Consider the following 26,996-nt stretch of genomic DNA (forward strand, 5'->3'; position numbering starts at 1 on the left):
TGAGATGCTCAAACGAAAAGATGACCATGCATAAACTCGAACGTCTCCTGCGCCCGAAATCCATCGCCGTCTTCGGTGGCGTGCAGGCCGCCGCCGTCGTCGCACAATCGATCAAGATGGGTTTTGCCGGCGATATCTGGCCGGTGCACCCGACCAAGGACGAGGTTGCCGGACGCAAGGCCTATCGGTCGGTCGCCGATCTGCCCGGCGCGCCGGATGCCGCCTTTGTCGGCGTCAACCGGCATCTGACCATCGAGGTGGTCAAGGCGCTGGCCGAACGCGGCGCCGGCGGTGCCGTCTGCTTTGCCGCCGGCTTCCTCGAGACCGAGGCCTATGACGATGACGGCGAGCGGCTGCAGGCCGAACTGGTCGCGGCCGCCGGCGAGATGCCGATCATCGGGCCGAATTGCTACGGCCTGATCAACTATGCCGATGGCGCGCTTTTGTGGCCCGACCAGCATGGCGGCATCCGGCTGGAGGAGGGCGGCAAGGGCGTCGCCATCATCACCCAATCCTCCAACATCGCCATCAACATGACGATGCAGAAGCGCGGCCTGCCGATCGCCTTCCTGATGACCGCCGGCAACCAGGCGCAGACCGGCCTCTCCGAAATGGCGCTCGGCCTGATCGAGGATGAGCGGGTGACATCGCTCGGCCTGCATATCGAGGCCTTCGATTCGGTAGCCGGCTTCGAACGGTTGGCTGCGCGGGCACGCGAACTGAAGAAGCCGATCATCGCCATGAAGGTCGGTCGCTCCGAACAGGCGCGGCAGGCCACTGTCTCGCACACCGCGTCGCTGGCCGGTTCGGACGCGGCGTCCGGCGCTTTCCTGAGGCGGCTGGGCATTGCGCGCGTCGATTCCATTCCGGCCTTCATCGAGGCGCTGAAGCTGCTGCACATCACTGGTCCGCTCCCGGGCTATCGCCTGTCGTCTATGAGCTGTTCTGGCGGCGAGGCTTCTGTCATGGCCGACAGCGCCGAAGGTCGCTGGGTCAATTTCCCGGTTTTGACGGAAAAACACCGTGCCCATGTCAAGTCGACGCTCGGGCCGCTGGTCGCGGTCGCCAACCCGCTCGACTACCACACCTTCATCTGGAACAATGAGCCGGCGATGACCGCCACCTTCACCGCCATGGTGTCGGGCGGCTTTGACTTGAACATGCTGGTGCTCGACTTTCCGCGCCCGGACCGTTGCTCGGTCACCGACTGGTGGGCGACGCTGCGCGCCTTCGAATCGGCGCTGAAGACCAACAAGGCGCATGGCGCGATCGTCTCCTCGCTGCCGGAGAACCTGCCGGAGGAATACACCGCGGAGCTGATGGCGCGCGGCATGGTGCCGCTGTTCGGCATTTCCGAGGCCATGGATGCCGCAGGCGCAGCGGCCTTCATCGGCTGGGCATGGGCCGAACCGCAGGCGCAGCCGGTCGACACCTCCGCTGCCGGCGCCGCCGGCGGCGCGCATGTCACGCCCGACGAGGCCGAGGCCAAGGCGCGGCTGATCAAGGCCGGGCTTCCCGTGCCCAAGGGCGAGCGCGCCGGCAACGCGGTCGAGGCGGTGATTTCCTCGATGGCGCTCGGCTTTCCCGTTGCCCTGAAGGCGCTGGGCGTCACCCACAAATCCGAGGTCGGCGCTGTCCGGCTCAACCTCAAGGACGCCGAATCCGTCAGCACGGCGGCGCATGATCTGCTGCCGCTTGGCACCGGCCTCTATGTCGAGCGCATGGTGCGCGACGGCGTCGCCGAACTGATCGTCGGTTTCACCAGGGATCCGATGTTCGGCGCTGTCATGACGCTGGGCACTGGCGGCGTGCTGGTCGAACTGCTGCGCGACAGCGTCACCTTGATGTTGCCGGCGACCCGCGACGACATCGAGGCGGCTTTGCGCGGCCTGAAGCTGTTCCCGCTGCTCGAAGGCTATCGCGGCCGGCCGAAGGCCGACGTCGCGGCCGCCATCGACGCCATCGCGGGCATTGCCGGCTTCGTGCAGAAGAATGCCGGCGAGATCGAGGAACTCGACATCAACCCGTTGATCGTCTGCGTCGAAGGCAAGGGTGCCTGGATCGCAGACGCGCTGCTGGTGCTGGGAGAGAACAAGAATGTCTGATGTCATTTCGACCCGTCGCGAAGGCTCGATCCTCGAGGTCACCCTTGACCGGCCCAAGGCCAACGCCATCGACCTGAAGACCTCGCGGCTGATGGGGCAAACCTTCAAGGCGTTCCGCGACGATCCGGAATTGCGCGTCGCCATCGTCAAGACATCCGGCGACAAGTTCTTCTGCGCCGGCTGGGACCTGAAGGCGGCCGCCGGCGGCGACGCGGTCGACGGCGACTATGGCGTCGGCGGCTTCGCCGGCCTGCAGGAATTGCGCGACTTGAACAAGCCGGTCATCGCTTGCGTCAACGGTATGGCGGTGGGTGGCGGCTTCGAACTCGCGCTGTCCTGCGATCTCATCTACGCCTCCGACCACTCCTCCTTCGCGCTGCCCGAAATCCGCGCCGGCACGTTGGCCGACGCGGCGACGATCAAGCTGCCGAAGCGCATTCCCTATCATGTCGCCATGGACCTTCTGTTCACCGGCCGTTGGATGGATGTCGCGGAAGCGCATCGCTGGGGCCTGGTCAACGAAGTGCTGCCCAAGGAAAAGCTCGAGGACCGCGTCTGGGAGATCGCTCGCCTGCTCGCCAGCGGCCCGCCGCTGGTGTTTGCAGCCATCAAGGAGACCGCGCGAGTGGCCGAGGCGCTGACCTTCCAGGACGCCATGAACAAGGTTACGCGCCGGCAGTTGGCGACGGTCGACGCGCTCTATGGGTCGGAAGACAATATGGAAGGGTTCCGCGCCTTCGCCGAAAAGCGCGATCCGGTGTGGAAGGGGAAGTGACTCTGCTGAGATGACAGCGCGAAGCACCCCCCTCTGCCCTGCCGGGCATATCCCCCGCAAGCGGGGAGATTGGCAGCCTCGGTCTCGACGCTCTTCTCGCGACGCAGAAGATTGGCGAAACCCTTCCCGACATCCGATCTCCCCCCTTGAGGGGGAGATGGCCGGCAGGCCAGAGGGGGGTGCTTGGGCTCAACCTTTCAAGTCGGTCCAGATGCCATGACCGATTACACAAAACTCATCGACGCAGAGACCTGGGCCTTCATCGAGCGGACCAATTCCTATTATCCGCCCGATACAATCGATTACACGATCACCCAGCAGCGCGAGATCTATGACCGCATGTGCCGGGAATTCTTTGCCGGCTATCCCCAGGGCGTGACGGTCGAAACCTCGGCCATTGCAACGCCCGAGCGCGATATTCCGACCCGCATCTACCGAAGCGCCCCGCAACCGGCGGCGACTGTGCTCTACATCCATGGCGGCGGCTTCATCCTTGGCGGGCTGGAGAGCCATGACGACGTCTGCGCCGAGCTCTGCGCCCGCACCACCTACGAAATTGTCTCCGTCGATTACCGGCTGGCACCGGAGCATCTGCATCCGGCCGCCTTTGACGACGCGATGAGCGCCTTTGCATGGGCCGCTTCCACGCGCGACCGACCCATCCTGCTTTGCGGCGACAGCGCCGGCGGCAATCTCTGCGCCGCCGTCGGCCACGCCACGCGCGGCCATGCGAAACGGCCGGCGGGCCAGTTGCTGATCTATCCCGGCCTTGGCGGCGACCGCTCGAAGGGCTCCTATATCACGCATGCCGAAGCGCCGATGCTGACCATGCGCGATCTCGAATTCTACAAGCACATCCGCACCGGCGGGCAGGATCGCAGCGGCGATGCGACGCTGGCGCCGCTTGCCGATACCGACTTCGCCAAACTGCCGCCGACCGTGCTGATCACCGCGCAGTGTGACCCGCTGTCTTCGGACGGCGAGGCCTATCGTGACCGCATCATCGCAGCGGGCGGGCGAGCCACCTGGTTCGAGGAACCGGGTCTGGTGCACGGCTATCTCAGGGCCCGCCACACGGTCGGTCGCGCCCGCGAAAGTTTCACGCGGATTGTCGAAGCGGTGGCCGCACTTGGACGAGGCGCCTGGCTCTGGTGAGCGGTTTCCCGTCTCACGACGGGCTACGGTGACGTCGGTTCACGCCACCGAGCGTCCCGCCGCCCGGCCGGCGCTGCGGCCCGAGAAGATGCAGCCGCCGAGGAACGTGCCTTCCAGTGCGGCATAGCCGTGCACGCCGCCGCCGCCGAAGCCGGCCGCTTCGCCCACCGCATAGAGCCCTGTGACCGGCTGGCCATCCGCATCCAGCACGCGGCTGTCGAGATCGGTCTGCAGGCCGCCCAGCGTCTTGCGGGTCAGGATGTTGAGGCGCACCGCGATCAGCGGGCCGTTTGCCGGATCGAGCATCTTGTGCGGCTTGGCCGTGCGGATGAGCTTGTCGCCGAGATAGGCGCGGGCGCCGCGCAGCGCGGTGATCTGCATGTCCTTGGAGAACGGATTGTCGAGTTGGCGATCGCGGGCGCGGATCTCGCGTTCCACCTGCGCGAGCTCGAGCAGCGGCTCGCCGCCTGCCAGCGCGTTCATGCGCGCCACCAGCTTCGAAAGGTCGGCCTCGACGATGAAATCCTCGCCCTTCTCCATGAAGGCCTTCACCGGACCCGGAATGCCTGATGTCGCGCGGCCGAGCACCTGGCGCCAGCTCTTGCCGGTCAGGTCCGGGTTCTGTTCGGAACCCGACAGCGCGAACTCCTTCTGGATGATCTTCCTGGTCAGGATGAACCAGGAATAGTCGAAGCCGGTGCTCATGATGTGGCTGAGCGTGCCCAGTGTGTCGAAGCCGGGATAGAGCGGTACCGGCAGGCGTTTTCCTCTGGCATCGAGCCAGAGCGACGACGGGCCGGGCAGGATGCGGATCGCGTGTTCGGTCCAGATCGGCGCCCAGTTCCTGATGCCCTCGACATAGTGCCACATGCGGTCACGGTTGATGATCGAGCCGCCGGCCTGTTCCGTGATCGCCAGCATGCGGCCGTCGACATGGTCGGGCACGCCGGTGATCATGCGCTTCGGCGCCGTGCCCAGGCGCTTCGGCCAGTTTTCCCGCACCAGCTGGTGATTACCGCCGATGCCACCGGAGGCCACGATCACCGCTTGCGCATGCAGCTCGAAATCGCCCGATATGTCACGCGAGCTCTTGTGGCCGCGCTCGACGGTGCTGGGTTCGAGGATATCGCCGCGCACGCCGGTCACCACGGCGCCCGTCCGCGTCAATTCGTTGACCCGGTGACGGAACTTGAAGCTGATCAATCCGCGCTTTTGCGCCTCGCGCACGCGCTGCACGAACGGCTCGAGCACGCCGGGGCCGGTGCCCCAGGTGATGTGGAAGCGCGGCACCGAATTGCCATGGCCGATGGCATTGCCGCCGCCGCGCTCGGCCCAGCCGACCACGGGAAAGAATTTCAGGCCGCGCTGCAGCAGCCAGGAGCGTTTCTCGCCGGCGGCGAAACCGACATAGGCTTCCGCCCATCTGCGCGGCCAGAAATCCTCCGGCCGGTCGAAAGCGGCGGTGCCCATCCAGTCCTCGAGCGCCAGATCATGCGAATCGCGGATGCGCATGCGCCGCTGCTCTGGGGAATCGACGAGGAAAAGCCCGCCGAACGACCAGAATGCCTGGCCACCCAGCGACTGCTCCGGCTCCTGGTCAACGATGATGGTCCTCTTGCCGGCCTTGGCAAGCTCGGCGGCGGCAACCAGCCCGGCAAGGCCGGCGCCGACAATGATCACGTCCGCTTCGTCAGCCATTTTTCCTCCCAGAATTAGCCGGCTACTTTATTGCGGAGAGTTAGACAGCCTCCCAGCCGTCCTTGCCGCCGGCGCGGAAGATGGCGTCGATGACCTTCTGGTTGAGCACGGATTCCTCCAGCGTGAAGACACGTTCCTTGCCGCCCTGTGCCGCGCGCGCGAAAGTCTCGACCTCCAGCCGGTACTGCTGCGTGCCGGGAAAGCGGAACACCTGCGCCTCGGTGTGGTTCTGGTTGTGCAGTTCGACGCGGTGATGATCGTAGAGCCCGGCATTGAAGGGCGAAAAGACCTCGATGAAACCCTTCTCGCCGTGGAACACCATCACCTGACGCGCAGCCATCTGCGTCGACAAATAGAAGGACAGTTCGAAATCGCCGAAATCGGCGCGGATCGAGGAGTAGATGTCGGTGCCGAATTTCTTGTCGCGCTCGATCGTCGCCTGCACGCGGCTAGGCTCCTTGCCGGTCGAGAAGCGCGTCGACACGGTCGGGTAGACGCCGATGTCGGGCAATGCGCCGCCGCCGAGGTCGAGCTGGTTGCGCATGTTGTTGGGGTCGACATTGTAGTAGGAGAACGCGCCTTGCACATGGCGCAGCCGGCCGATGGCGCCGCTGGCGATGAGATCGTGCACCTTGATCCATTGCGGATGGTAGATGACCATGAAGGCCTCGCAGACCAGCACTTTCTTGGCATCGCGCAGCTTGATCAGGGGGAGAATATCCTTGGCGTCAAGCGCGAGCGGCTTCTCGACCAGCACATGTTTTCCCGCCTCGATCGCCTTCGCCGTCCATTCGACATGCTGCGAGGTCGGCAGCGGGATATAGACGCCGTCAATATCCTTGGAGGCCAGGAGTTCCTCATAGGAGCCAAAGGCGTGGCGGGCGCCGAAGCGCTCGGCCAAGGCCTTGGCTTTCGACAGGTCGCGGCTGGCGATCGCCGACAGCACGCCGTTCTCCGCCTCGACGATTGCCGGCAACAACTGCTCGCGGCCGATCTTGGCCGTCGACAACACACCCCATCGGAACATCACGCTTCTCCATGTCGGTTACATCAGGCGAGGTTTGCCCGAAATCGACGGAAAAGCCAATGACCGGGGCTGACCCTAGCTCAGCCCCGCTTCCCCATCAGCGTCATGTCGAAGTTGACGACGTTGGAATAGAGCGGCGTGCCGACATCCATGCCGTAGCGCGACCGCAGCACATTGCCGGTGACATGAAATTTGATTGTGCCGCCCTTCAAGCCGTCGAGTTCGGCGGTAAACTTTTCCGCAAACGTCTTGCCGCGCGCCGTCAGCCTGCCGGTGACAAGCGCTGACGTATCGCCGGTGCGGGTCACGCTGGTCGATCGGAACTGGATCTCCGGGCTGTTTGCCGCATCGAACACCGCGTCGGAGCGCAGGAAGGCATCGATGCGGCTCTGGCCGGTACCGACGCTTTCGGGATAGATGGTAAGGTCGACCTTCGAGCGCCCGACATCGCCATTGTCGATGCGGATCGTGCCCTTGAAGCGGGCGAAGGCGCCGTCGAAGCCGCCGCCGCCGGCCTTGCCTATGGTGAAACGGATGCTGGAGCCTGCCGGGCTGACCGTGTAGCTGCCGGCGGCGTCGCTCAACGCCACCGCCGCGGCTGCGGGCACGGCAAGGCATGCGGCAAAAGCCGCGAATCCAAGGATGCGCGCATGCATGGGATTGTTCCTTTCCTGGAGGCAACGCGTTTGGCGTCCTCACCTCACAAACGCGGGAGGTCCCCGCTCTATTCCCCTTCTGACGAAGGCGTGATCATGCGCGTGAGCACGCTGTCGTGAAGCAGGAAGTGGTGGCGCAGGGCGGCCGCGATATGCAGCGCGACCAGTGCGATGCCCAGATAGGCGAGATACCAGTGTGCGGCCGCCCAGAAGCTTTCGGCGGCATCGGATTCGGCGAGCGGCAGATTGGGCATCACGAACAGGTTGAACGGCATGGTCGGGATTTCCAGCGTCGAGACCGAAACCAGCGCCCAGCCGGACAGGGGCAAGGCGATCTGGAATGCATAGAGCGCCAGATGTGCGAGCGGCGCCGTACGCCGTTCCAGCGTGCCGACCGAAGGCGGCAGAGGCGGCGTCGCATTGCCAATCCGCCAGGCGATGCGCAGGATGATGAGGCCAAGCAGCAGAAAGCCCAACGATTTGTGCAACTGGATAAGCTCGAAAGCGGTGCGCTGGCTGGTCAGCCGCACCATGATGAAGCCGAGGGCGAACTGGCCGATGAAGATGATGCCGATCAGCCAGTGAAGGAGGATCGTCGCCCAGCCGTAGCGGGTTGGCGTGTTTGTGATTGAAGTCTGCATGGCGTGTGAACGAATGCCGGGTCGGCTTTCTTCCGGCGCCCTCACCCTCCCCCGTGTGGGGAGGGTCGATCCGCAACGCGGATCGGGGTCGGGGTCCTCGTAGGGCGCTACCCCCCACCCCGGCGCGCAATCTCCGCTTCGCTGCGACTGCGAGCCGACCCTCCCCACAACCGGGAGGGTGAGGGACGTTGCCTAACCGCTCACCTTGAAGAAATCCACAAATGCCCTGAGCGCCGGGCGCATCTGCCGGCGGCTGGGGTAATAGACGAAGAACCCGTCGAAGGGCGGGCACCAGTCCTCGAGCACGCGGATCAGCCTGCCGTCGGCCAGCGGCGCGCGGACATAGTCTTCGAAGACGAAGGCGAGGCCGGTGCCGTCGATTGCTGCTTGCGCGATCAGATGATCCTCGTCGAGGATCAGCGGCCCTTGCGCGGCGATCTCGATTTCCTCGCCGCCCTTCGCGAATTCCCAGCGATAGAGAACGCCGCTGGAGAAGCGGAAGCGGATGCAGCGATGATCGGCAAGGTCGCGCGGATGATGCGGTCTCGGCATGGCCGCGAAATAGGATGGCGCGCCGACCACAGCGCCGCGAATGTCCGGCCCGATACGCACCGCGATCATGTCGCGCTGCAGGCTCTCGCCAAGCCGCACGCCGGCGTCGAAACCGCCTTCCACCACATCGGTGAAACGATCCTCGATGAGGATCTCCAGCACGATGTCGGGATAGGCCTTGGCAAAGGCGCCGAGCCGTGGCGTCAGCACCAGATGCGCCGCCGTGCGCGGCACGCTGAGCCGGAGATTCCCGGCCGGCCGGTCGCGCGCCTCGAGTGCCGTCTCCAGCGCCAGGTCGATTTCGGAAAGGGCAGGACGTAACCGCTCCAGCAATTGCGCACCCTCTTCCGTCGGCGCGACGCTGCGGGTGCTGCGCGCCAGCAGCCGCACGCCGAGCCGTGCCTCCAGGCTGGACACCGCATGGCTGACCGCCGACGGCGCGATGGCCAATTCCCTGGCCGCGCCGCGAAAACTGCCGCATTGGGCAACGGTTGCCAGCACGGCAAGTTGGGAAAGATGTGCTCGGTTCATTGATCTATTTCTTGGAACAGCCCGTACAAATGAGAGCCGATTATCGAACAGACTGCAAGGCGCTATTTCTGCTGCATCACAACAAGGAGACGCGTGATGCAAGCCCGCAAGCTAGGAACTGAATTGAACGTCTATCCCGTCGGCCTCGGCTGCATGGGCATGAGCTTCGCCTATGGCGGCCAGCCGGAGGCAGAGGCGATCGCCACGCTGCACCGCGCCGTCGAGATCGGCGTCGACTTCTTCGACACGGCGGAAGTCTATGGTCCTTACGAGAACGAGATCCTGCTCGGCAAGGCGCTGAAGTCGGTGCGGAACAAAGTGACGATCGCCACCAAATTCGGCTTCAAGATTCTGGAGGAAGGCACCGGCCTCGACCGCATGGCCGGCGTCGACAGCCGCCCCGAGCACGTCAAGGCGGTGGCCGAGGCCTCGCTGAAGCGGTTGGGCACCGATGTCATCGACCTCTATTACCAGCACCGCGTCGATCCCAACGTGCCGATCGAGGATACGGTCGGCGCCATGGCAGAGCTGGTGCGCGAGGGCAAGGTGCGCGCGCTCGGCCTGTCGGAGGCAAGTGCGGCGACCATCCGCCGGGCGCATGCCGTGCATCCGATCGCTGCCGTGCAGAGCGAATACTCGCTGTGGAGCCGCGACCCGGAAGAGGAGGTCTTCGCCGTCTGCCGCGAACTCGGCATAGGCTTCGTTCCCTACAGCCCGCTCGGCCGTGGTCTTTTGACGGGCAAGATCGCCAGGCCCGAAACACTTGACGATGGCGACTGGCGCCGGACCTTGCCGCGCTTCCAGGCCGAGGCCATGCAAGCCAATGCCAAGGTCATCGCCACGCTGGAAGGGATGGCGGCGGAAAAGGGCGTGACCTCGGCGCAGCTGGCGCTGGCCTGGGTGCTGCACCAGGGCGATTTCATCGTACCGATCCCGGGTGCGCGAAAAATCCGCCACCTGGAGCAGAACACGGCGGCGGCCGGGATTGAACTGAGCGCGGCCGAAGTGGCGGCGATCGGCGATGCGCTGTCGCCGGATAAGGTGGTCGGCAAGCGCTACACCGAGGAGCTGCTGGCTCTGGTGAATGGGTAAGCCTTCACCCTCCCCCTTGTGGGGAGGGTCGGCTCGCGGCCGCAGCGAAGCGGAGGCAGCGAGACGGGGTGGGGGAGCGCCCTACGAGTACCCCGCCCCGATCCGCTGCGCGGATCGACCCTCCTCACAAGGGGGAGGGTAAAGTCACCAAGGCACCACAATAATCTCAGGCCAGTTCTCCTTTGCCCGCTTGCCCTTCGCCTCATGCGTTCGCTGGTTGTCCGTCACCCGGTTCGGCGTGATGCGAAACGAGAAGACGTCATCAAGCCCGAACGGCGCCACCAGCTCCATCTGCCCGCCGGCATCGTAGCGCACCCCGACCCCATGCGTCTTCGAGGCAAAATAGCTGATGGGTTCGCTGGAACTCGTATAGCGCGGGCAGGGCTGCCCGAATTTCTGCGGATACCACAGATGCACCCGCGCCTGGTTGCGCACCTCGACCGGCAGCGCCAGCCTCTCGAAATGCCGCGCCGCCCGGCGGATGACAGCATCCTCGGCCTCATAGGACAGGTCGCTGTCGTCGAAATAGAACAGGTCGACATCCTTGATGCCGTAACCCGACGGCTTGCCGGTCAGATGGTTCCAGACTGTATTGTAGAGCGCCCCAGAAACCACCAGCCAGTCCGGCAGCTCAAGCGTGCGGGCCCGCGCCAGCGCCTCATGGACGAGCGGGTCCCCCAAGATGATGTCGAGGAACGCCGCGCGCTGTGCTTCGAACGGCAGCCCGGAATAGCGCAGATGATCCATCGCCCTTTGGAGGACGATTCGCCATCTGCCTGCAAGCCGTGGTTTCTGCGCAATTCCGGACGGAAAACCGCCAAGCACTTTTCCTGGAATTGCTTCAGCCGCGCAGCACGCCACCCATCTGCTTGCCGACATTCTCGACGATGCGCTTGGCCAGCGCCTCGAAATCCTCGTCGGTCAGCGTCTTCTCGACCGGCTGGATCGACACTTCGATGGCGATCGATTTTTTGTCGGCGCCGAGCGACGCTCCTTCGAAAATGTCGAAGACCGTGACGGCTGTGATCAGCTTCTTGTCGGCGGCAAGTGCTGCGCGCACCAGCGCGCCGGCCTCGATCGCTTTGTCGACGACGAAGGCGAAGTCGCGCTTCACCGCCTGAAAGGCGGAGAGTTCCAGCTTCGGCTTGGTCTTCGTCGGCTTGGCCTTCGGCTCCGGCACGGCGTCGACGAACACTTCGAAGCCGCAGAGCGGGCCGGAAACGTCGAGCCCTTCCATCGTCTTGGGATGGAATTCGCCGAACGTGCCGAGCACGGTCTTCGGCCCGAGCTTGATCGTGCCGGACCGGCCGGGATGGTACCAGGCTGGACCGCCCGCCTCGATCTGCAGCCGCTCGACCGGCGCGCCGCAGGCTTCGAGCGCCGCGATCGCATCGGCCTTGGCGTCGAACACGCCGACGGGGCCGGAATTGCCGGCCCAGCTGCGGCCCGAGCCGTCGAGCTTGGCGGTGCCGCGGCGCACGCCGGCGGCGACGCGCCGCTGCTGGTCGGCGCCGTCGCCCTCATAGGTGCCCGACACCTCGAACAGCGCGACATCGCCAATGCCCTTGTCGGCATTGCGCTGCGCGGCGGCGATCAGCCCCGGCAGCAGCGACGGCCGCATGTCGGACATGTCGGCGGCGATCGGGTTGGCAAGCTTCAGCGCCTTCTGGCCGCCGCCGAACAGCTCGGCATGCTTGGCCGGGATGAACGACCAGGTGACGGCCTCCATCATGCCGCGCACGGCGAGCGCGCGCTTGGCGGTGCGGGTGCGGACCTGCAGCGTGGTCAGGATCTTCGAATTGACCGCGTCATGCGCGCCGAGCGGCTGCGGCGCGATGTTGTCGACGCCGTGGATGCGCATCACCTCCTCGACCAGGTCGGCCTTGCCGTCGACATCGGGACGCCAGGACGGCACCGCCACATCGACGACATCGCCCGAACCCTGCGGCTTGAAGCCGAGGCGCGACAGGATGTCGAGGCTTTCCGCCTCAGGCACCTCGATGCCGGTCAGCCGCGTCACTTCCGACAGCGGGAAGGAGACGATCTTGGGCTTGTGGCCGGCATAACCGACGACTTCGGTCTCGGCCGGCTCACCGCCGCAGAGATCGAGCACCAGCCTCGTCGCCAGCTCGATGCCGGGGACCATGAATTCAGGGTCGACGCCGCGCTCGAAACGGTAGCGCGCATCGGTGATGATGCCGAGCGTGCGGCCGGTGCGGGCGGTGGTGATCGGATCCCAAAGCGCCGATTCGATCAGCACGTCCGTCGTGTTCTCGTCGCAGCCGGAATGCTCGCCGCCCATCACGCCGGCGATGGATTCGACGCCATTGTCATCCGTGATGGCGCACATGTCGGGCGTCAGCGTGTATTCGCGACCGTCCAGCGCCATCACCTTCTCGCCGTCCCTGGCGCGGCGCACGACGAGATTGCCGGCGACCTTCCTGGCGTCGAACACATGCAGCGGCCGGCCGCGATCGAAGGTGACGTAGTTGGTCATGTCGACCAGCGCGCTGATCGGCCTGAGACCAATGGCGATCAGCCTTTGCTGTAGCCATTTCGGCGAGGGGCCGTTCTTGACGCCGCGCACCAGCCGCAAGGCAAAGCCCGGACAAAGTTCCGGCGCCTCGATCACCACTTTGACCGGCGTCTGGCCCTTGCCGGCAATCTTTTCGACCGCAGCGCTTTTCAGCGTGCCGAGCCCGCTTGCCGCCAGATCCCTGGCAATGCCGTAAACGCTGGTGGCATCAGGCCGGTTCGGCGTCAGGTTGATCTCGATGACCGGATCGTCGAGATGGGCGTAGGACGCGAAGCTGGCGCCGACCGGCGCGTCCTCGGGCAGGTCGATGATGCCGTTGTGCTCATCGGACAGTTCCAGCTCGCGCTCGGAACACATCATGCCATGGCTCTCGACGCCGCGGATCTTGCCGACCGTCAGCGTGACGTCGATGCCGGGCACATAGGTGCCGGGCGCGGCGAAAGCACCGATCAGGCCGGCGCGGGCATTCGGCGCGCCGCAGACGACCTGGACGGGGGGCTTGCCGTCGCCGGTATCGACGGTCAGCACCCGCAGGCGGTCGGCATCGGGGTGCTGCACCGCCGTCAGCACCTTGGCGATGACGAAGGGTTTCAGGCTCGACTTGTCGTCGACATGCTCGACTTCGAGGCCGATCGACGTCAGCCGCTCAACGATCACGTTGAGCGTGGCGTCGGTCTCGAGATGATCCTTGAGCCAGGAGAGGGTGAATTTCATGGGGCTGTTCCGTCCGGTCTTTTGACGCTTGATTTCGGATGTCTCGGCAGATCGTCGGACATATGCAGGAAGGGAAGCTGCTCGCTGACATAGGCATGCAGCGTCGGCTTGAAATCGGCCGGCGCGTCCATGGCGCCGAGCATGAAGTAGATGTGGTCTGCCAGCCGCTCGTCGAGATAGGTGATGGGCGAGCCGCAGACGCCGCAAAACGAGCGCGTCACCGGGCCGTTCTCGTACATCATCAGCGCCTTGCCGGTGAACGCCACTTTATCGGCCGGGAAGCCGACAAAGGCCGAGACCGGCGCGCCGCTGGCCCGCCGGCAATCGCCGCAATGGCAATAGCCGACGTGATGCGGCTCGGCCGAGGCCTCGAACCGCACGGCGCCGCAGCGGCAGCCGCCGATGTGGAGCGCTGTCATGCGCTCAAGCCGCCGAACAGCGTCGGCATGTCGAGGGGCCGGAACCCGTAATGCGACAGCCAGCGCACATCCGCGTCGAAGAAGGCGCGCAGGTCCGGCATGCCGTATTTGAGCATGGCGATGCGGTCGATGCCCATACCCCAGGCAAAGCCCTGATACTCGTCGGGATCGAGCCCGCCGGCGCGCAGCACGTTGGGGTGCACCATGCCGCAGCCGAGGATCTCCATCCAGTCGGAGCCTTCGCCGAAGCGCACTTCGCCGGGCCGCGAGCGGTCGCACTGGATGTCGACCTCGAGGCTTGGCTCGGTGAACGGGAAGAAGGACGGCCGGAAGCGCATCTTGACTGACGGCACCTCGAAGAACGCCTTGCAGAATTCCTCCAGCACCCACTTCATATTGGCGACGTTGGCTGATCTGTCGATCACCAGACCCTCGACCTGATGGAACATCGGCGAGTGCGTGGCGTCGGAATCCTGGCGGTAGGTCTTGCCCGGAATGACGATGCGGATCGGCGGCTTCTGCTTCTCCATGGTGCGGATCTGCACGGGCGAGGTGTGCGTGCGCAACAGCTTGCGCTCACCCTTCCCGTCCGGCTGGAAGAAGAAGGTGTCGTGCATCTCGCGCGCCGGATGTCCTTCCGGGAAATTCAGCGCGGTGAAATTGTAGTAGTCGGTCTCGACATCGGGACCTTCGGCGATGGCGAAGCCGAGATCGCCGAAGATTGCGGCGATCTCGTCGATGACCTGGCTGATCGGATGGATGCGGCCGCGCTCGGCCGGCGACTGCCGCACCGGCAGCGTCACGTCGACCTTCTCGGCGGCGAGACGTGCTGCGATCGCCACATCCCTGAGTTCGGCCTTGCGGGCCGTCAGCGCCTCGGTGACGCGGTTCTTGAGGCCGTTGATGACGGGCCCCTTGAGCTGGCGCTCCTCGGCGGTCATGGCGCCAAGCGTTTTCAGCATCTCGGACACGGTGCCCTTCTTGCCGAAGGCGGCGATGCGCACGGCCTCGATGGCCGGCTCATCGGCGGCAGATGCGATATCGGCCAGCAGTGAATCTTCCAGGGCTTCAAGATTTCCAGCGGTGGCGTTCACAGTGAAGCTCTCTCGATAGGGTGACCGACACCATTTTGGTTCGTCGTCACCATTTTGGTTACATCAGGGTCAAAAAAGAACCCGCGCCAGCCGTGCCAGCGCGGGTTCCCCATAATCAGAATTGCGAATGCTTGGGAAGCGCTGGTCTTAGGCGACAGCGCTTTCAAAAGCGTTCGGCGTGGTGTTCTTCAGATATTCGAGCGCGACCTTGGCCTTGGCCACGAGCGCGGCGAAAGCCTGCGGCTCATGGATGGCCATGTCGGACAGGATCTTGCGATCGATCTCGATGCCGGCCTTGTTGAGGCCGTCGATGAAGCGGCCATAGGTCAGGCCATGCTCGTGGGTCGCGGCGTTGATGCGCTGGATCCACAGCGCGCGGAACGAGCGCTTGCGGTTCTTGCGGTCGCGGTAGGCGTACTGCAGCGACTTTTCCACCGCCTGCTTGGCGATGCGGATGGTGTTCTTGCGACGGCCGTAGAAGCCCTTGGCGGCTTTCAGGACCTTCTTGTGCTTGGCGTGCGAGGTGACGCCTCTTTTTACGCGTGCCATGTCATGATCTCCTTAAAAGCAATTCCTGGAAAAGTGTCTTGCGGTTTTCCGTTCGGAATTGCGTAAAACTAATGCGTGTCCAGACCGAATGCTCAGAGGCCGTTCGGCAGAAAATTCTTGATGACCTTCTTGCCATCCGGTTCAGCCAGAACCATCGTGCCGCGGGCATTTCGAATGAACTTGTTGGAACGCTTGATCATGCCGTGACGCTTGCCGGCAGCAGCCGACAGGACTTTACCCGTACCTGTGATCTTGAACCGCTTCTTGGCGGCCGACTTGGTCTTCATCTTGGGCATTTTGCTACTCCGTCTTGTTGGCGCACTATCGCGCTTCTTGTTCGCTCCGGGCCGACCAAAGCCCGAAAAGCAAATGAAACCGCCACGGCATGCCCTGCCGGGCGGTTTTCTTGAACGGCGGTCCTATACGTCAAAGACGGCCTGTACGCAACACCTGAAGCCGTGCGGCGCTCTGTCCCGATCAGGGCAGCGTAAACCACACAGGCAGCACGCCCGACTGCTGCGCGCCGTCGATCAGTTCGAAGGCCGGCAGCGCGATCAGGAACACCAGGCCGTCGAGCAGCGTGGTCAGCAGCAGGCGCGGCTTGAAGCTGCCGGTGTCGCCCTCCTGATAGAGGGAAAGTTTCGGAAAGAAGCGCGGCACCTTCTCCAGATAGGCCTGATAGGGCGCCCCAAGTGCCTCCTTGAGGAATTTCTCTTCGCGCAGGATGACGATGTGGAAGGCCCCCGCGCATAGCAGTGCGAACAGGATAATGCCCGAGAACGAACCAATCTGCGCGCCGACGCCGGCCGCGGCCACGGTCGAGAACACATAAAGCGGGTTGCGGGTGATCGAGTACGGCCCGCCCGTCACCACCTCGGAGGACTTGCGCCCGCCAATATAGAGCGTGGCCCAAAGGCGGCCGACGATGCCGAGGAAAATCAGCAGCACGCCGAACATCTCGACTGTTTCATGCACAGGCGTGTCGGGTGGGAAGGTCGATTGACCGAACAGCAGCGCCAGAAACAGCACCGCCACGAGCACGGCAAGCACCAGCCGACGCATCTGCTGGTAATTGCCCAGCCCGTACTTGAGTTCGTTGTCCAAGGGGATATCCGATCGTCGAGGAGCTATTGCATGTCGCCCAAAAGTGGGTCCGGTTTTGGGAGGACGACATGCATAAAAACAAAGCCGGCGATCGCAGCTTTAGCCGAGAAACAGGCGTCCCGCCGATCGCCGGGACGCTCTGCAAGACAATTCAGGCGGATTTGGAGCGCTGGTCGCGCCTGACTTTATCGTGATCTCAGGTGTTGATATTCAGCACACCTTAGCGCGGCGCCAGCACCATCATCATCTGGCGGCCTTCGAGCTTCGGCTCCGCCTCGACCTTGGCGATGGTCGCCACTTCCTCGCGCACCTTGTTCAGAAGCTGCATGCCGAGTTCCATATGCGCCATCTCGCGGCCACGGAAGCGCAGCGTCAGCTTGACCTTGTCGCCTTCCTCGAAGAAGCGGCGCACCGCCTTCATCTTGGTCTCGTAGTCATGGCTGTCGATGTTCGGGCGCATCTTGATCTCCTTGATCTCGATGACCTTCTGATTCTTGCGCGCCTCGGCCGCCTTCTTCTGGTTGGCGTACTTCAACTTGCCGAGATCGAGGATCTTTACGACGGGCGGCACCGCATTGGGCGATATCTCAACGAGATCGAGCCCGGCCTCTTCGGCGAGCAGCAATGCGTCGTTGATGGAAACATCGCCGCGGTTCTGGCCTTCGGCGTCGATAAGCTGGACCCGGGGAACCCGGATGTCACGGTTGGAGCGCGGCCCATCCTTGGTTGGCGCCGCTGCTTTGAAAGGTCTGCGAATGGTCGTGGTCTCCTTGGCCGTTTCGTTCAGGATTTGTCAGTCTTGATGCGTGGACGCGCCAATGTGGTGAGCGCGCGGGCGGAGTCAATAGCACAGCGTTGACAGAAAATCACCCTGATCACCGCCTGCACCAAACAAAGAAGCAGCGCGAGCACTTTTCGCCACGCCATTGGCTGTGCCACAAGAGCCCGAGCCAGAAGAGGGGCCTGAGGAAAAAGCCATGACCGTCACGCCCCCAACCTTTCTCCCCCCGACCTTTCTCAACGTCGATGGATCGCGCATAGCGGTGCGCCATACGACAGGCGCCGTGCCCGGCATCGTCTGGCTCGGCGGCTACAAGTCGGACATGCTGGGCACGAAAGCGCAGACGCTGTCTGACTGGGCGGCGAAAGAGGGCCGCGCCTTCCTGCGCCATGACTATTCCGGCCACGGCGAATCCGGCGGCGCCTTTGCCGACGGTACGATTTCGACATGGCTTTCGCAAAGCCTTGTTGTGTTCCGGAAGTTTGCCAAGGGCAATCAGATCCTGGTCGGCTCGTCGATGGGCGCCTGGATCGCGCTGCGCATGGTGCAGGAATTGCGCAAGGCGGGCGACGCAAGCGTCGTCGGCCTGGTGCTGCTGGCGCCGGCGCCGGATTTTACTTCTGATCTGGTCGAACCGGTGCTGACCGAGGCGCAAAAGCGTGACCTCGCCGAGAAGGGTTTCTTCGCCGAGCCCTCCGATTATTCAGCCGAGCCCTACATCTATACACGCGCTTTGATCGAGGACGGGCGCGCCAACCGGGTAATGACCGGTCCGATCGACACGCATTGCCCGGTCCACATTCTGCAGGGACTGGCCGATCCGGACGTACCGTCGAGCCACGCGCTGAAACTGGTCAGCCTGCTGCCGGCCGACGATGTCACGCTGTCGCTCATTCCGGACGGCGATCACCGCCTGTCGCGGCCGCGGGATCTCGACATGCTGGTGCGGGCGGTCGGCGACATGGCCGGGCGGGGCAAGTGACGATGCGCCTTTCCATTCCGATCTCGGCCTTCGTCGCGGCAATCGTCGGCTTCGGCGGCACGCTGGCCATCGTCATCGCCGCCGCCCACGCGGTCGGCGCGTCGCAAATTCAGACGGCAAGCTGGGTGACGGCCATTTGCCTGGCCATGGCGATCGAGAGCCTGTGGCTGTCGTGGCGCACGAAAATGCCTGTCATCACCGCCTGGTCGACACCAGGCCTGGCGCTGATGGCGGCGTCGACCGGCTTTTCAATCGGCGAGGCCGTCGCCGCCTTCATCGCCACCGCCATCCTGCTGATCGCCACCGGCCTGTTCCGGCCCCTGACGCAATTGATCTCCAGGATACCGCCCTCGGTCGCTTCCGGCATGCTGGGCGGCATCGTCGTCACCTTCGCCCTCAATGCGGTCAAGACCGTTCCCGTCGACCCCTGGCTGATCCTGCCGCTGATCGCGGCCTTCTTCTTGATCCGCGTGTTCCACCCGGCGCTGTCGGTGCTGTCGGTGCTGGTCGGCGGCGGTCTCGCCGCATTTCTCACCGGCCGTGTCGGCGGCCTGCCGACACCGGAACTGTCGACGCTGACGCTGATCGCGCCTGATTTCACCGCCAAGGCGATGATCGGCCTGGCGCTGCCGCTTTATCTCGTCACCATGGCCTCTCAGAACCTCTCCGGGCTGGCCGTGCTGCGCGCCGCCGGCTACCATCCCGAACCCGGGCCGCTGATCGGCGTCACCGGACTGTTTTCCCTGTTGTCGGCGTCATTCGGTGGCTCGACGACCAATTTGGCGGCGATTTCGGCGGCGATCTGCACCGGGCCGGACGTCCATCCCGACCCCGCCGAGCGCTGGAAGACCGGCCCCTTTTATGCGCTCGCCTATCTCATCTTCGCGATTTTCGGCGCCTCGCTGGTGGCGATATTCGCCGTCCTGCCGCAAAGCCTGATCGTGCTGGTGGCGGGTCTGGCGCTGATGGCCTCGCTCGCCAATGCGCTGGCGATCGCACTGAAGCACGACGGCGATCGCATGGCCGCCACCGTCACCTTCGTCGTCACCGCTTCGGGGTTGACCCTGTTCGGCGTTGGCGCCGCATTTTGGGGCCTCATCACCGGGCTGGTCGTGCTTTTCCTCGACAGTCTCAAAAAGCGATAATCATTTCAGGCCCTTGTCCGGTTTTGGCGGATATTGCCTTGAATCGCCGTTTTTGCCTTCCCATTTCGATTCCACGCAGCCGGTCTTGGCTGTCTCCAACCGAAGGAATGGGAGAAAATGAACACATCTGCATTGATCCGCCCGGCCTGGACGCCGGCAACCATCGCGTTGATGGTGATCGGCTTCATGGTGTTCTGGCCGCTCGGCTTCGCCATGCTCGCCTACATCATCTGGGGCGACCGGCTCGACGGCTTCAAGCGTGACGTCAACCGTGCGACCGACGGCATCTTCGCCGGCTGCCGCCGCGGTTCCGACAAGGCCGCGCGCTGGGGCAATGGCTCCGCCCGCACCGGCAACGTCGCTTTCGACGACTGGCGCGAAAAGGAGCTTGAGCGCCTCGCCGAGGAACGCCGCAAGCTCGATGACATGCTGACCGAGTTCGACGACTATGCCCGCGAACTGCGTCGCGCCAAGGATCAGGACGAGTTCGACCGCTTCATGGCGAAGCGCAACAAGTCGACCGCTCCGGCGAAGACCGATCCGAGCACCGGCACGACCCCCACCAAGCGTGGCAAGGGCTCGAACCTGCTTGACGACTGAGGCCGAGCGCATGGCCCCGGAAACCGGAACCGGTTTTCGGAAAAGGTCATGCGCCAACTTGAAGTGCTACAGCGTCCTCTGCGCGTCCCGGAGGACGCGCGGCGCTGTAGGGCAGGCCCGATCGTGAAAAAACGGCGTCGCGCGAGCGGCGCCGTTTCTTTTTTGTTCTAGTCGTTTTTCTCGAATCGCGTATCGTCCCGCTATGACCATCGGATTCTTCCGCAATCTGACGAAGCCCAAGGCCACGCCAGTCGTGGAGCGCGAATATTGCGTCGCCGGTCGCACGCTGCCGCTCAAGATCGTCGAGAGCGCCCGCGCTCGGCGCCTGACGCTACGCATCGATTCCGGCGGCCAGGGCCTGCGCATCACCGTGCCGCCCGGCCTGCGCCGCGGCGAGGTGGACAGGTTCCTCGACCGCCATCAGGACTGGCTGGAGCAGCGCCTGGCCAAGGTGCCGACGCGCCCGCAAGTGCGGCCGGGCATCAAGATCCCGATCCGGGGCGTGCCGCACCGCATCGTCCATGAACCGTCGAAGCGCGGTACCGTGACGGTATCGCGTGACGAGCGCGGCGCGCTGCTGATCGTTCATGGTGACCGTGTGCACCTGCCGCGCCGCATCGCCGACTTCTTGAAGCGTGAGGCCAAGAAGGAGATCGAGAAGCTGGTGATCAAACACACCGAGGCGCTCGGCAAGCGGGCCAAGGCGATCCGCTACAAGGACACGTCCAGCCGCTGGGGCTCCTGCACCTCGGAGGGCAATCTCTCCTTCTCCTGGCGCATCATGATGGCGCCGCAGCCTGTGATAAACTACCTCGTGGCGCACGAGGTGGCGCATCTCAAGGAGATGAACCACGGCCCGAAATTCTGGAAATTGTGCGAAAAACTTTGCCCCGACACCGACCGCTGCAAGGACTGGCTGAAGCGCAATGGCGGCGCGCTGCAGGCGATCATGTTCGAGTAGGCGCGGATGTTGGCAGTGCGAAGAAGGCCGCCGCCGCTGGTGTAGGCGCGGGAGACTGGCCGGGCACTACGCCGCTTCGCCCTAGGATGACGGAAATCAGGGGCGCTCTACTCAATCGTCATTGGCTGCATTCAGTTCCTCCGGCCGCAGCCCTTCATCGCCATGATGCGGCCAGGGCAGGAAATTCCGATCGAATTCATCGCTGCCGAAATAATCGAGCGCCCGATGCGCCTCGGCGCCGTTGAAGGCGGCCTTGTCCATCAGATGGGCGATGACTTCGCGCGCCTGCGCGATCTTCTGCTTCAGTTCCGTAACCGTTCTGTCGGCCATGATCGTTCTCCCGCCCTGCATCCTGCCAATTAATCCCGTCCATCATTAGGTAGCGCCTTTGGGCTTGGCGGCAAACGGTATGCTTTTTCTCGACTCTGTCTCGATTTCATGCCAATTCCCGCGCCATGGCGCTCGACATCAAAATCTGCGGCTTGAAGACCGACCAGGCAATGGCCGCGGCGCTCGCCGGCGGTGCCAGCCATGTCGGCTTTATCTTCTTCGCGAAGAGCCCACGTTATGTCGAGCCGGCGGAAGCCGGGCGGCTGCGCGAAGCGGCGCGCGGCAAGGCCTTGGCGGTTGCTGTCACAGTCGACGCCAGCGACGCCTTCCTGGACGCGATCGTCACGGCGATGCAGCCCGACATGTTGCAGCTGCACGGCTCGGAAACCCCCGAAAGGGTGGCGGAACTGAAAGCCCGTTCTGGCTTGCCGGTGATGAAGGCGTTGCCGCTCAGCGAGGCAGCCGATCTCGACCGGATCAAGCCGTTCATCGACGTCGCCGACCGCTTCCTGTTCGATGCCAAGCCGCCGAAAGGCTCCGAACTGCCGGGTGGCAATGGCGTCGCCTTCGACTGGCGCATCCTTGCCGGCCTTGACGCCGGCGTCGATTACATGCTTTCCGGTGGGCTCAACGCCGCCAATATCGGCGATGCCCTTCGGCTTGCGAACCCGCCCGGAATAGACATTTCCTCCGGTGTGGAAAGCGCGCCGGGCGTCAAGGATCCGGCGTTGATCGAACAATTTTTCCGGGCCGTCCGGGCAGTACGCGACGACCGCGCCGCCTGAGTGTGGTTCCAACCAGAGCATGTCCCGGAAAAGTGGAATCCGGTTTTCCGATAAGGACATGCTCTAGAACTAGATAGGCAGCATGTCCCGGAAAAGTGGAATCCGGTTTTCCGATAAGGACATGCTCAAAACATAAGATTTAGGAGATCGGCGATGGATCAGCCGGCGACACCCAATTCCTTCCGCACCGGACCCGACGAACAGGGCATGTTCGGCATTTTCGGCGGTCGTTTCGTCGCCGAAACGCTGATGCCGCTGATCCTCGACCTCGAGCGGCACTGGAACGAGGTCAAGAACGATCCGGACTTCAGGGCTGAGCTGACCGATCTTTCGACCCATTATGCCGGACGGCCGTCGAAGCTGTATTTCGCCGGGGGTCTCACGAAGCATCTCGGTGGTGCAAAAGTCTATTTCAAGCGCGAGGACCTGAACCATACCGGCTCGCACAAGATCAACAACTGCCTCGGCCAGATCCTGCTGGCCAAGCGCATGGGCAAGAAGCGCATCATCGCCGAGACCGGCGCCGGCCAGCATGGCGTGGCATCCGCCACCGTCGCCGCGCGCTTCGGCTACCCTTGCGTCGTCTATATGGGCGCCACCGACGTTGCCCGGCAAAGCCCGAACGTGTTCCGCATGAAGCTGCTCGGCGCCGAAGTGCGGCCGGTCACCGCCGGCCACGGAACGCTGAAGGACGCCATGAACGAAGCCCTTCGCGATTGGGTCACCAATGTCGAGGACACCTATTACCTGATCGGCACCGCCGCCGGCCCGCATCCCTATCCGGAACTGGTGCGCGACTTCCAGTCGGTGATCGGCACCGAGGCACGCGCGCAAATCCTCGAACAGGAAGGCCGGCTGCCCGACACCATCATCGCCGCTGTCGGCGGCGGCTCGAACGCCATCGGCCTGTTCCATCCCTTCCTCGACGACAAGGATGTGCGCATCATCGGCATCGAGGCGGGCGGGCGCGGTCTCGACGGCATCGAACACTGCGCCTCGATGAATGCCGGTTCGCCAGGCGTGCTGCACGGCAACCGCACCTATCTCCTGCAGAACGCCGACGGCCAGATCATGGACGGCCATTCGATCTCGGCCGGCCTCGACTATCCCGGCGTCGGCCCGGAGCATTCCTGGCTGCGCGACTCCGGCCGCGTCGAATACGTGCCGATCCTCGACGATGAGGCGCTGGAAGCCTTCAAGCTGACGACCCGCGTCGAAGGCATCATCCCGGCACTGGAATCCGCGCACGCCATCGCTCATGCGGTGAAGATCGTGCCCGCCATGGACAAGGACCAGATCGTCATCGTCAACCTGTCCGGCCGTGGCGACAAGGACGTGCACACGGTGGCCTCGATGCTGGGCATGGAGATCTAGGCCCTTTGGACAGTTTCGATTTGGGAGTTGACTATGAGCAAAATTCGTCCAAAGGGCCAGTCATGACGACCCGCATCGACCGCCGCATGGCGAAGCTGAAGACCGAGGGCCGCCCGGCGCTCGTCACCTATTTCATGGGCGGCGACCCCGACTACGACACCTCGCTGTCGATCATGAAGGCGCTGCCCGGCGCCGGCTCCGACATCATCGAACTCGGCATGCCGTTTTCCGATCCGATGGCCGACGGCCCGGCGATCCAGGCGGCGGGCCTGCGGGCGCTGAAAGGCGGCCAGACGCTGGTCAAGACGCTGAAGATGGCGTCCGAGTTCCGCGCCGGCGACAATGAAACGCCGATCGTGCTGATGGGCTACTACAACCCGATCTATATCTACGGCGTCGACCGCTTCCTGAAAGACGCTCTGGCCAGCGGCATCGACGGGCTGATCGTCGTCGACCTGCCGCCGGAAATGGACGAGGAGCTTTGCATTCCGGCGCTGAAGGCCGGCATCAACTTCATCCGCCTGGCGACGCCGACCACCGACGACAAGCGCCTACCCAAGGTGCTGCAGAACACGTCGGGCTTCGTCTACTATGTCTCGATGACCGGCATTACCGGCTCGGCGCTGGCCGACACCGGCAAGGTGGCCGCCGCCGTCAACCGTATCAAGGGCCATACCGATCTGCCGGTCTGCGTCGGCTTCGGCGTCAAGACCGCCGAGCAGGCGCGTGTCATCGGCGCCAATGCCGATGGCGTCGTCGTCGGCACGGCCATCGTCAATGCGGTCGCCAATGTGCTGGGACCGAAGGGCGAAAAGACCGCCGACCCGGCCGAGGCCGTCGCCACGCTGGTCAGCGGCCTGGCGCAAGGCGTGCGTTCGGCCCGCCTTGCTGCCGCCGAATAGTTTTCCTACGTCTTCGTCAGGACAGGAGCCGAAGCGATGAACTGGATCACCAATTACGTTCGCCCGAAGATCAATTCGATGCTCGGCCGGCGCACCGACATGCCCGAGAATCTCTGGATCAAGGATCCCGAGACCGGCGAAATGGTGTTCCACAAGGATCTGGAATCCAATCAGTTCGTCATCCCGTCTTCCGGCCATCACATGAAGATTTCGGCCAAGGAGCGGCTGAAGTTCTTTTTCGACGACGGCAAATACGAGGCCCTGGACAACCCCAAGGTCACGCAGGATCCGCTGAAATTCCGCGACGAGAAGCGCTATGTCGACCGGCTGAAAGACGCCAAGGCCAAGACAGGCCTGGAAGACGCGATCATCAATGCGCTGGGAACCGTCGAAGGCCTGCCGGTGGTGGTGACCGTGCAGGACTTCGCCTTCATGGGCGGCTCGCTCGGCATGGCCGCGGGTGACGCCATCGTGCACGGTTTCGAAGTCGCCCTGCAGCGCAAGCGGCCGCTGATCCTGTTCGCCGCTTCCGGCGGCGCCCGCATGCAGGAAGGTATTTTGTCCCTGATGCAGCTGCCGCGTACCACGGTCGGTGTCGACCGGCTGAAGGAAGCCGGCCTTCCCTATATCGTTGTGCTGACCAACCCGACCACTGGCGGCGTCACCGCCTCCTACGCCATGCTGGGCGACGTGCACATCGCCGAACCCGGCGCGCTGATCGGCTTTGCCGGGCCGCGCGTCATTGAACAGACCATCCGCGAGAAACTGCCGGACGGCTTCCAGCGCTCCGAATACCTGATGGAGCACGGCATGGTCGACATGGTGGTGTCGCGGCTGGAGATGCGCCAAACGATCGCGCGGCTGTTGAAGATGCTGCTCAAGATGCCGGGCGAGCAAAAGCCGCTGGAGCCGGAAATTCTGCCGCCCGCGGTCGTTGCCGCCGAAACCAGGCCGCAAGCCTGACGCGACACTGTGCATGTCGCCCAAAAATGACCTCGGTTTTGGGAAAACGACATGCATAACGCGGCGTTGGCCGCCGCGAACAGCGATTGCGCCATGTCCATGGCTCGCTGTAGCCTTTTGATTGCCATGGCCATTCCGGGATTGATTCTGGTGCTCGGGCCATGCGCCGGGATTCTGCCATGACAACGCTTGCCGCCGACCGCGAAATCGAAGCCCTGATGGCGCTTCATCCGAAAGGTTTCGACCTTTCGCTCGACCGCATCACGCGGCTCCTGGAGCGGCTTGGCAATCCGCAGGATCTGCTGCCGCCGGTCATCCACATCGCCGGCACCAACGGCAAGGGTTCCTGCGCCGCCTTTTCGCGTGCACTGCTCGAAGCCGCCGGCCACCTTGTCCATGTCCACACGTCGCCGCATCTGGTGAACTGGGCCGAGCGCTACCGGCTGGCCGCCGAAGGCGGCGGCAGGCTGGTCGATGACGATGTCTTCGCCGAAGCCATTGCCCGCGTCGCCAAGGCCAATGACGGTCAGAAAATCACCGTCTTCGAGATACTCACCGCTGTCACCTTCATCCTATTTTCCGAACATCCGGCCGAAGCCGCCATCATTGAGGTCGGCCTTGGTGGCCGCTTCGACGCCACCAATATCGTCGCCAGGCCCGCCGTCTCGGTGATCATGCCGGTGTCGATGGACCACGAAGCCTATCTTGGCGACCGTGTCGAACTGATCGCCGCCGAAAAGGCCGGCATCATGAAGCGCGGCTGCCCGGTGGTGATCGGCGCGCAGGAAAGCGAGACAGCGCTGCAGGTGCTGATCGAAACCGCCGAGCGGCTGGAGTGCCCGACCTTCGTCTATGGCCAGGATTTCCTCGCCTTCGAGGAAAACGGCCGCATGGTCTATCAGGACGAGGATGGCCTGATGGATTTGCCGCCGCCGCGTCTGCCCGGGCGCCACCAGTTCGCCAATGCCGCCGCCGCGATCGCCGCGGTCAAGGCGGCCGGCTTCGAGATCAGCCACCGCGCCGCCGAAAAGGCGATGACCCACGTCGCCTGGCCCGGTCGCATGCAGAAACTGATGCAGGGCCGGCTGACGGATCTGGCGCCGAAGGGCGCCGACATCTGGCTCGACGGCGGCCACAATCCGGGCGCCGGCGTGGTCGTCGCCGAGGCGCTGGCCGAGCAGGAAGAAAAGAACCCGCGCCCGCTCTTCATCATTTCGGGAATGATCAACACCAAGGACCAGAGCGGCTATTTCCGCGCCTTCAAGGGTCTCGTCCGGCATGTCTACACCGTGCCGGTGAGCCTGAGCGATGCGGGCGTGCCGAACGACGAACTGGCGGTCCGCGCCACGGAAGCCGGGCTGACGGCCGAGCCGGTGAGTTCCGTCGCCAACGCGCTGATGCTGCTGCGCGACACCTGGGATGGCCCGCCGCCGCGCATCCTGATCGGCGGGTCACTTTATCTGGCCGGCGCGGTGCTGGCCGAGAATGGCACGCCGCCGACGTGAGCGCTTGATGACCGGCGCAG

At 64.2% G+C, this 26,996-nt stretch carries 28 protein-coding genes; 14 read left to right on the top strand and 14 right to left on the bottom strand.

Annotated elements, in window-relative coordinates; all coding sequences use genetic code 11:
- Positions 1-26 precede the first annotated feature (26 nt).
- From FJV80_RS17850 to FJV80_RS17865, 3 genes are all read left to right on the top strand, one after another.
- On the top strand, positions 27-2,105 hold the full coding sequence (locus tag FJV80_RS17850) for an acetate--CoA ligase family protein (RefSeq protein WP_142877074.1): 2,079 nt from the start codon (positions 27-29) through the stop codon (positions 2,103-2,105).
- A complete protein-coding gene (locus tag FJV80_RS17855; protein WP_095771512.1) occupies positions 2,098-2,880 on the top strand; it encodes a carnitinyl-CoA dehydratase in 783 nt (260 codons plus the stop codon). Before FJV80_RS17850 ends, FJV80_RS17855 begins: the two co-directional genes overlap by 8 nt.
- Positions 2,881-3,096: 216 nt before the next feature.
- On the top strand, positions 3,097-4,035 hold the full coding sequence (locus tag FJV80_RS17865; RefSeq protein WP_142877075.1) for an alpha/beta hydrolase: 939 nt from the start codon (positions 3,097-3,099) through the stop codon (positions 4,033-4,035).
- A gap of 39 nt (positions 4,036-4,074) precedes the next feature.
- On the opposite strand, the gene FJV80_RS17870 is transcribed toward FJV80_RS17865, so the two are convergent.
- The 5 genes from FJV80_RS17870 to FJV80_RS17890 all read right to left on the bottom strand — a co-directional run bounded on the left by FJV80_RS17870 (position 4,075) and on the right by FJV80_RS17890 (position 9,140).
- Complete coding sequence (locus FJV80_RS17870) at positions 4,075-5,733, bottom strand: FAD-binding dehydrogenase (RefSeq protein ID WP_142877076.1); 1,659 nt, start codon at positions 5,731-5,733, stop codon at positions 4,075-4,077.
- Between the two features lie 40 nt (positions 5,734-5,773).
- Positions 5,774-6,760 (bottom strand): Gfo/Idh/MocA family oxidoreductase, encoded by a 987-nt coding sequence (locus tag FJV80_RS17875; protein ID WP_142877077.1) that lies wholly within the window; start codon positions 6,758-6,760, stop codon positions 5,774-5,776.
- Between the two features lie 80 nt (positions 6,761-6,840).
- Positions 6,841-7,416, bottom strand: coding sequence for a YceI family protein (locus FJV80_RS17880; RefSeq protein WP_142877078.1), 576 nt, complete (start codon positions 7,414-7,416; stop codon positions 6,841-6,843).
- A gap of 68 nt (positions 7,417-7,484) precedes the next feature.
- A complete protein-coding gene (locus FJV80_RS17885) occupies positions 7,485-8,057 on the bottom strand; it encodes a cytochrome b (RefSeq protein WP_142877079.1) in 573 nt (190 codons plus the stop codon).
- Between the two features lie 192 nt (positions 8,058-8,249).
- On the bottom strand, positions 8,250-9,140 hold the full coding sequence (locus FJV80_RS17890) for a LysR family transcriptional regulator (protein WP_095771518.1): 891 nt from the start codon (positions 9,138-9,140) through the stop codon (positions 8,250-8,252).
- A gap of 96 nt (positions 9,141-9,236) precedes the next feature.
- Between FJV80_RS17890 and FJV80_RS17895 the strand changes: the two genes are divergently transcribed.
- Positions 9,237-10,232 (top strand): aldo/keto reductase, encoded by a 996-nt coding sequence (locus FJV80_RS17895; RefSeq protein ID WP_142877080.1) that lies wholly within the window; start codon positions 9,237-9,239, stop codon positions 10,230-10,232.
- 144 nt (positions 10,233-10,376) lie between these two features.
- Here FJV80_RS17895 and FJV80_RS17900 read toward each other — a convergent pair whose 3' ends face one another.
- The 7 genes from FJV80_RS17900 to FJV80_RS17930 all read right to left on the bottom strand — a co-directional run bounded on the left by FJV80_RS17900 (position 10,377) and on the right by FJV80_RS17930 (position 16,648).
- Positions 10,377-10,979 (bottom strand): nucleotidyltransferase family protein, encoded by a 603-nt coding sequence (locus tag FJV80_RS17900; RefSeq protein WP_095789400.1) that lies wholly within the window; start codon positions 10,977-10,979, stop codon positions 10,377-10,379.
- A 94-nt stretch (positions 10,980-11,073) separates the two neighbouring features.
- Positions 11,074-13,482, bottom strand: coding sequence for a phenylalanine--tRNA ligase subunit beta (gene pheT, locus FJV80_RS17905; RefSeq protein WP_142877081.1), 2,409 nt, complete (start codon positions 13,480-13,482; stop codon positions 11,074-11,076).
- Positions 13,479-13,901, bottom strand: a complete 423-nt coding sequence (locus tag FJV80_RS17910) for a GFA family protein (protein ID WP_142877082.1) — start codon at positions 13,899-13,901, stop codon at positions 13,479-13,481. Before FJV80_RS17910 ends, pheT begins: the two co-directional genes overlap by 4 nt.
- Positions 13,898-14,995, bottom strand: a complete 1,098-nt coding sequence (pheS, locus tag FJV80_RS17915; RefSeq protein ID WP_095792090.1) for a phenylalanine--tRNA ligase subunit alpha — start codon at positions 14,993-14,995, stop codon at positions 13,898-13,900. Before pheS ends, FJV80_RS17910 begins: the two co-directional genes overlap by 4 nt.
- Positions 14,996-15,142: 147 nt before the next feature.
- Positions 15,143-15,544 carry a 50S ribosomal protein L20 gene (rplT, locus tag FJV80_RS17920; protein ID WP_006201247.1) on the bottom strand — a complete coding sequence of 134 codons (402 nt, stop codon included), beginning with the start codon at positions 15,542-15,544 and terminating at the stop codon, positions 15,143-15,145.
- 92 nt (positions 15,545-15,636) lie between these two features.
- Positions 15,637-15,840: a 50S ribosomal protein L35 gene (gene rpmI, locus FJV80_RS17925; RefSeq protein WP_006201248.1), complete on the bottom strand. Its 204-nt coding sequence runs from the start codon at positions 15,838-15,840 to the stop codon at positions 15,637-15,639.
- Between the two features lie 181 nt (positions 15,841-16,021).
- Positions 16,022-16,648, bottom strand: coding sequence for an isoprenylcysteine carboxylmethyltransferase family protein (locus tag FJV80_RS17930; RefSeq protein ID WP_095792089.1), 627 nt, complete (start codon positions 16,646-16,648; stop codon positions 16,022-16,024).
- 68 nt (positions 16,649-16,716) lie between these two features.
- Between FJV80_RS17930 and FJV80_RS35585 the strand changes: the two genes are divergently transcribed.
- Positions 16,717-16,842, top strand: a complete 126-nt coding sequence (locus tag FJV80_RS35585; RefSeq protein WP_262928143.1) for a hypothetical protein — start codon at positions 16,717-16,719, stop codon at positions 16,840-16,842.
- A gap of 26 nt (positions 16,843-16,868) precedes the next feature.
- Here the strand turns inward: FJV80_RS35585 and infC are convergent, their stop codons facing one another.
- On the bottom strand, positions 16,869-17,405 hold the full coding sequence (infC, locus tag FJV80_RS17935; protein WP_010912915.1) for a translation initiation factor IF-3: 537 nt from the start codon (positions 17,403-17,405) through the stop codon (positions 16,869-16,871).
- A gap of 220 nt (positions 17,406-17,625) precedes the next feature.
- Here infC and FJV80_RS17940 point away from each other — a divergent pair, with 220 nt between their 5' ends.
- From FJV80_RS17940 to FJV80_RS17955, 4 genes are all read left to right on the top strand, one after another.
- Entirely contained in the window at positions 17,626-18,411 is a 786-nt protein-coding gene (locus tag FJV80_RS17940; protein WP_142877083.1) for an alpha/beta hydrolase, read from the top strand.
- Between the two features lie 2 nt (positions 18,412-18,413).
- Positions 18,414-19,556: a benzoate/H(+) symporter BenE family transporter gene (locus FJV80_RS17945; RefSeq protein WP_142877084.1), complete on the top strand. Its 1,143-nt coding sequence runs from the start codon at positions 18,414-18,416 to the stop codon at positions 19,554-19,556.
- Between the two features lie 117 nt (positions 19,557-19,673).
- Complete coding sequence (locus tag FJV80_RS17950) at positions 19,674-20,156, top strand: DUF2852 domain-containing protein (protein ID WP_027047647.1); 483 nt, start codon at positions 19,674-19,676, stop codon at positions 20,154-20,156.
- 202 nt (positions 20,157-20,358) lie between these two features.
- The gene (locus FJV80_RS17955; protein WP_142877085.1) at positions 20,359-21,117 is read left to right on the top strand and encodes a M48 family metallopeptidase; all 759 of its coding nucleotides are present in this window, start codon (positions 20,359-20,361) and stop codon (positions 21,115-21,117) included.
- A 111-nt stretch (positions 21,118-21,228) separates the two neighbouring features.
- Here the strand turns inward: FJV80_RS17955 and FJV80_RS17960 are convergent, their stop codons facing one another.
- Positions 21,229-21,447 (bottom strand): hypothetical protein, encoded by a 219-nt coding sequence (locus tag FJV80_RS17960; RefSeq protein ID WP_095792086.1) that lies wholly within the window; start codon positions 21,445-21,447, stop codon positions 21,229-21,231.
- Between the two features lie 125 nt (positions 21,448-21,572).
- Here FJV80_RS17960 and FJV80_RS17965 point away from each other — a divergent pair, with 125 nt between their 5' ends.
- The 5 genes from FJV80_RS17965 to FJV80_RS17985 all read left to right on the top strand — a co-directional run bounded on the left by FJV80_RS17965 (position 21,573) and on the right by FJV80_RS17985 (position 26,976).
- Positions 21,573-22,232, top strand: coding sequence for a phosphoribosylanthranilate isomerase (locus tag FJV80_RS17965; protein ID WP_142877086.1), 660 nt, complete (start codon positions 21,573-21,575; stop codon positions 22,230-22,232).
- A 153-nt stretch (positions 22,233-22,385) separates the two neighbouring features.
- Positions 22,386-23,606 (top strand): tryptophan synthase subunit beta, encoded by a 1,221-nt coding sequence (gene trpB / locus FJV80_RS17970; RefSeq protein WP_142877087.1) that lies wholly within the window; start codon positions 22,386-22,388, stop codon positions 23,604-23,606.
- A gap of 62 nt (positions 23,607-23,668) precedes the next feature.
- Positions 23,669-24,508: a tryptophan synthase subunit alpha gene (trpA, locus tag FJV80_RS17975; RefSeq protein WP_010912924.1), complete on the top strand. Its 840-nt coding sequence runs from the start codon at positions 23,669-23,671 to the stop codon at positions 24,506-24,508.
- Positions 24,509-24,544: 36 nt separating this feature from the next.
- Positions 24,545-25,471, top strand: coding sequence for an acetyl-CoA carboxylase, carboxyltransferase subunit beta (gene accD, locus FJV80_RS17980; RefSeq protein ID WP_142877088.1), 927 nt, complete (start codon positions 24,545-24,547; stop codon positions 25,469-25,471).
- Positions 25,472-25,650: 179 nt separating this feature from the next.
- Positions 25,651-26,976, top strand: a complete 1,326-nt coding sequence (locus FJV80_RS17985; protein ID WP_095789409.1) for a folylpolyglutamate synthase/dihydrofolate synthase family protein — start codon at positions 25,651-25,653, stop codon at positions 26,974-26,976.
- Positions 26,977-26,996: the final 20 nt, after the last annotated feature.

The sequence above is a fragment of the Mesorhizobium sp. WSM4310 genome, assembly GCF_007003935.1.
GTDB lineage: Bacteria > Pseudomonadota > Alphaproteobacteria > Rhizobiales > Rhizobiaceae > Mesorhizobium.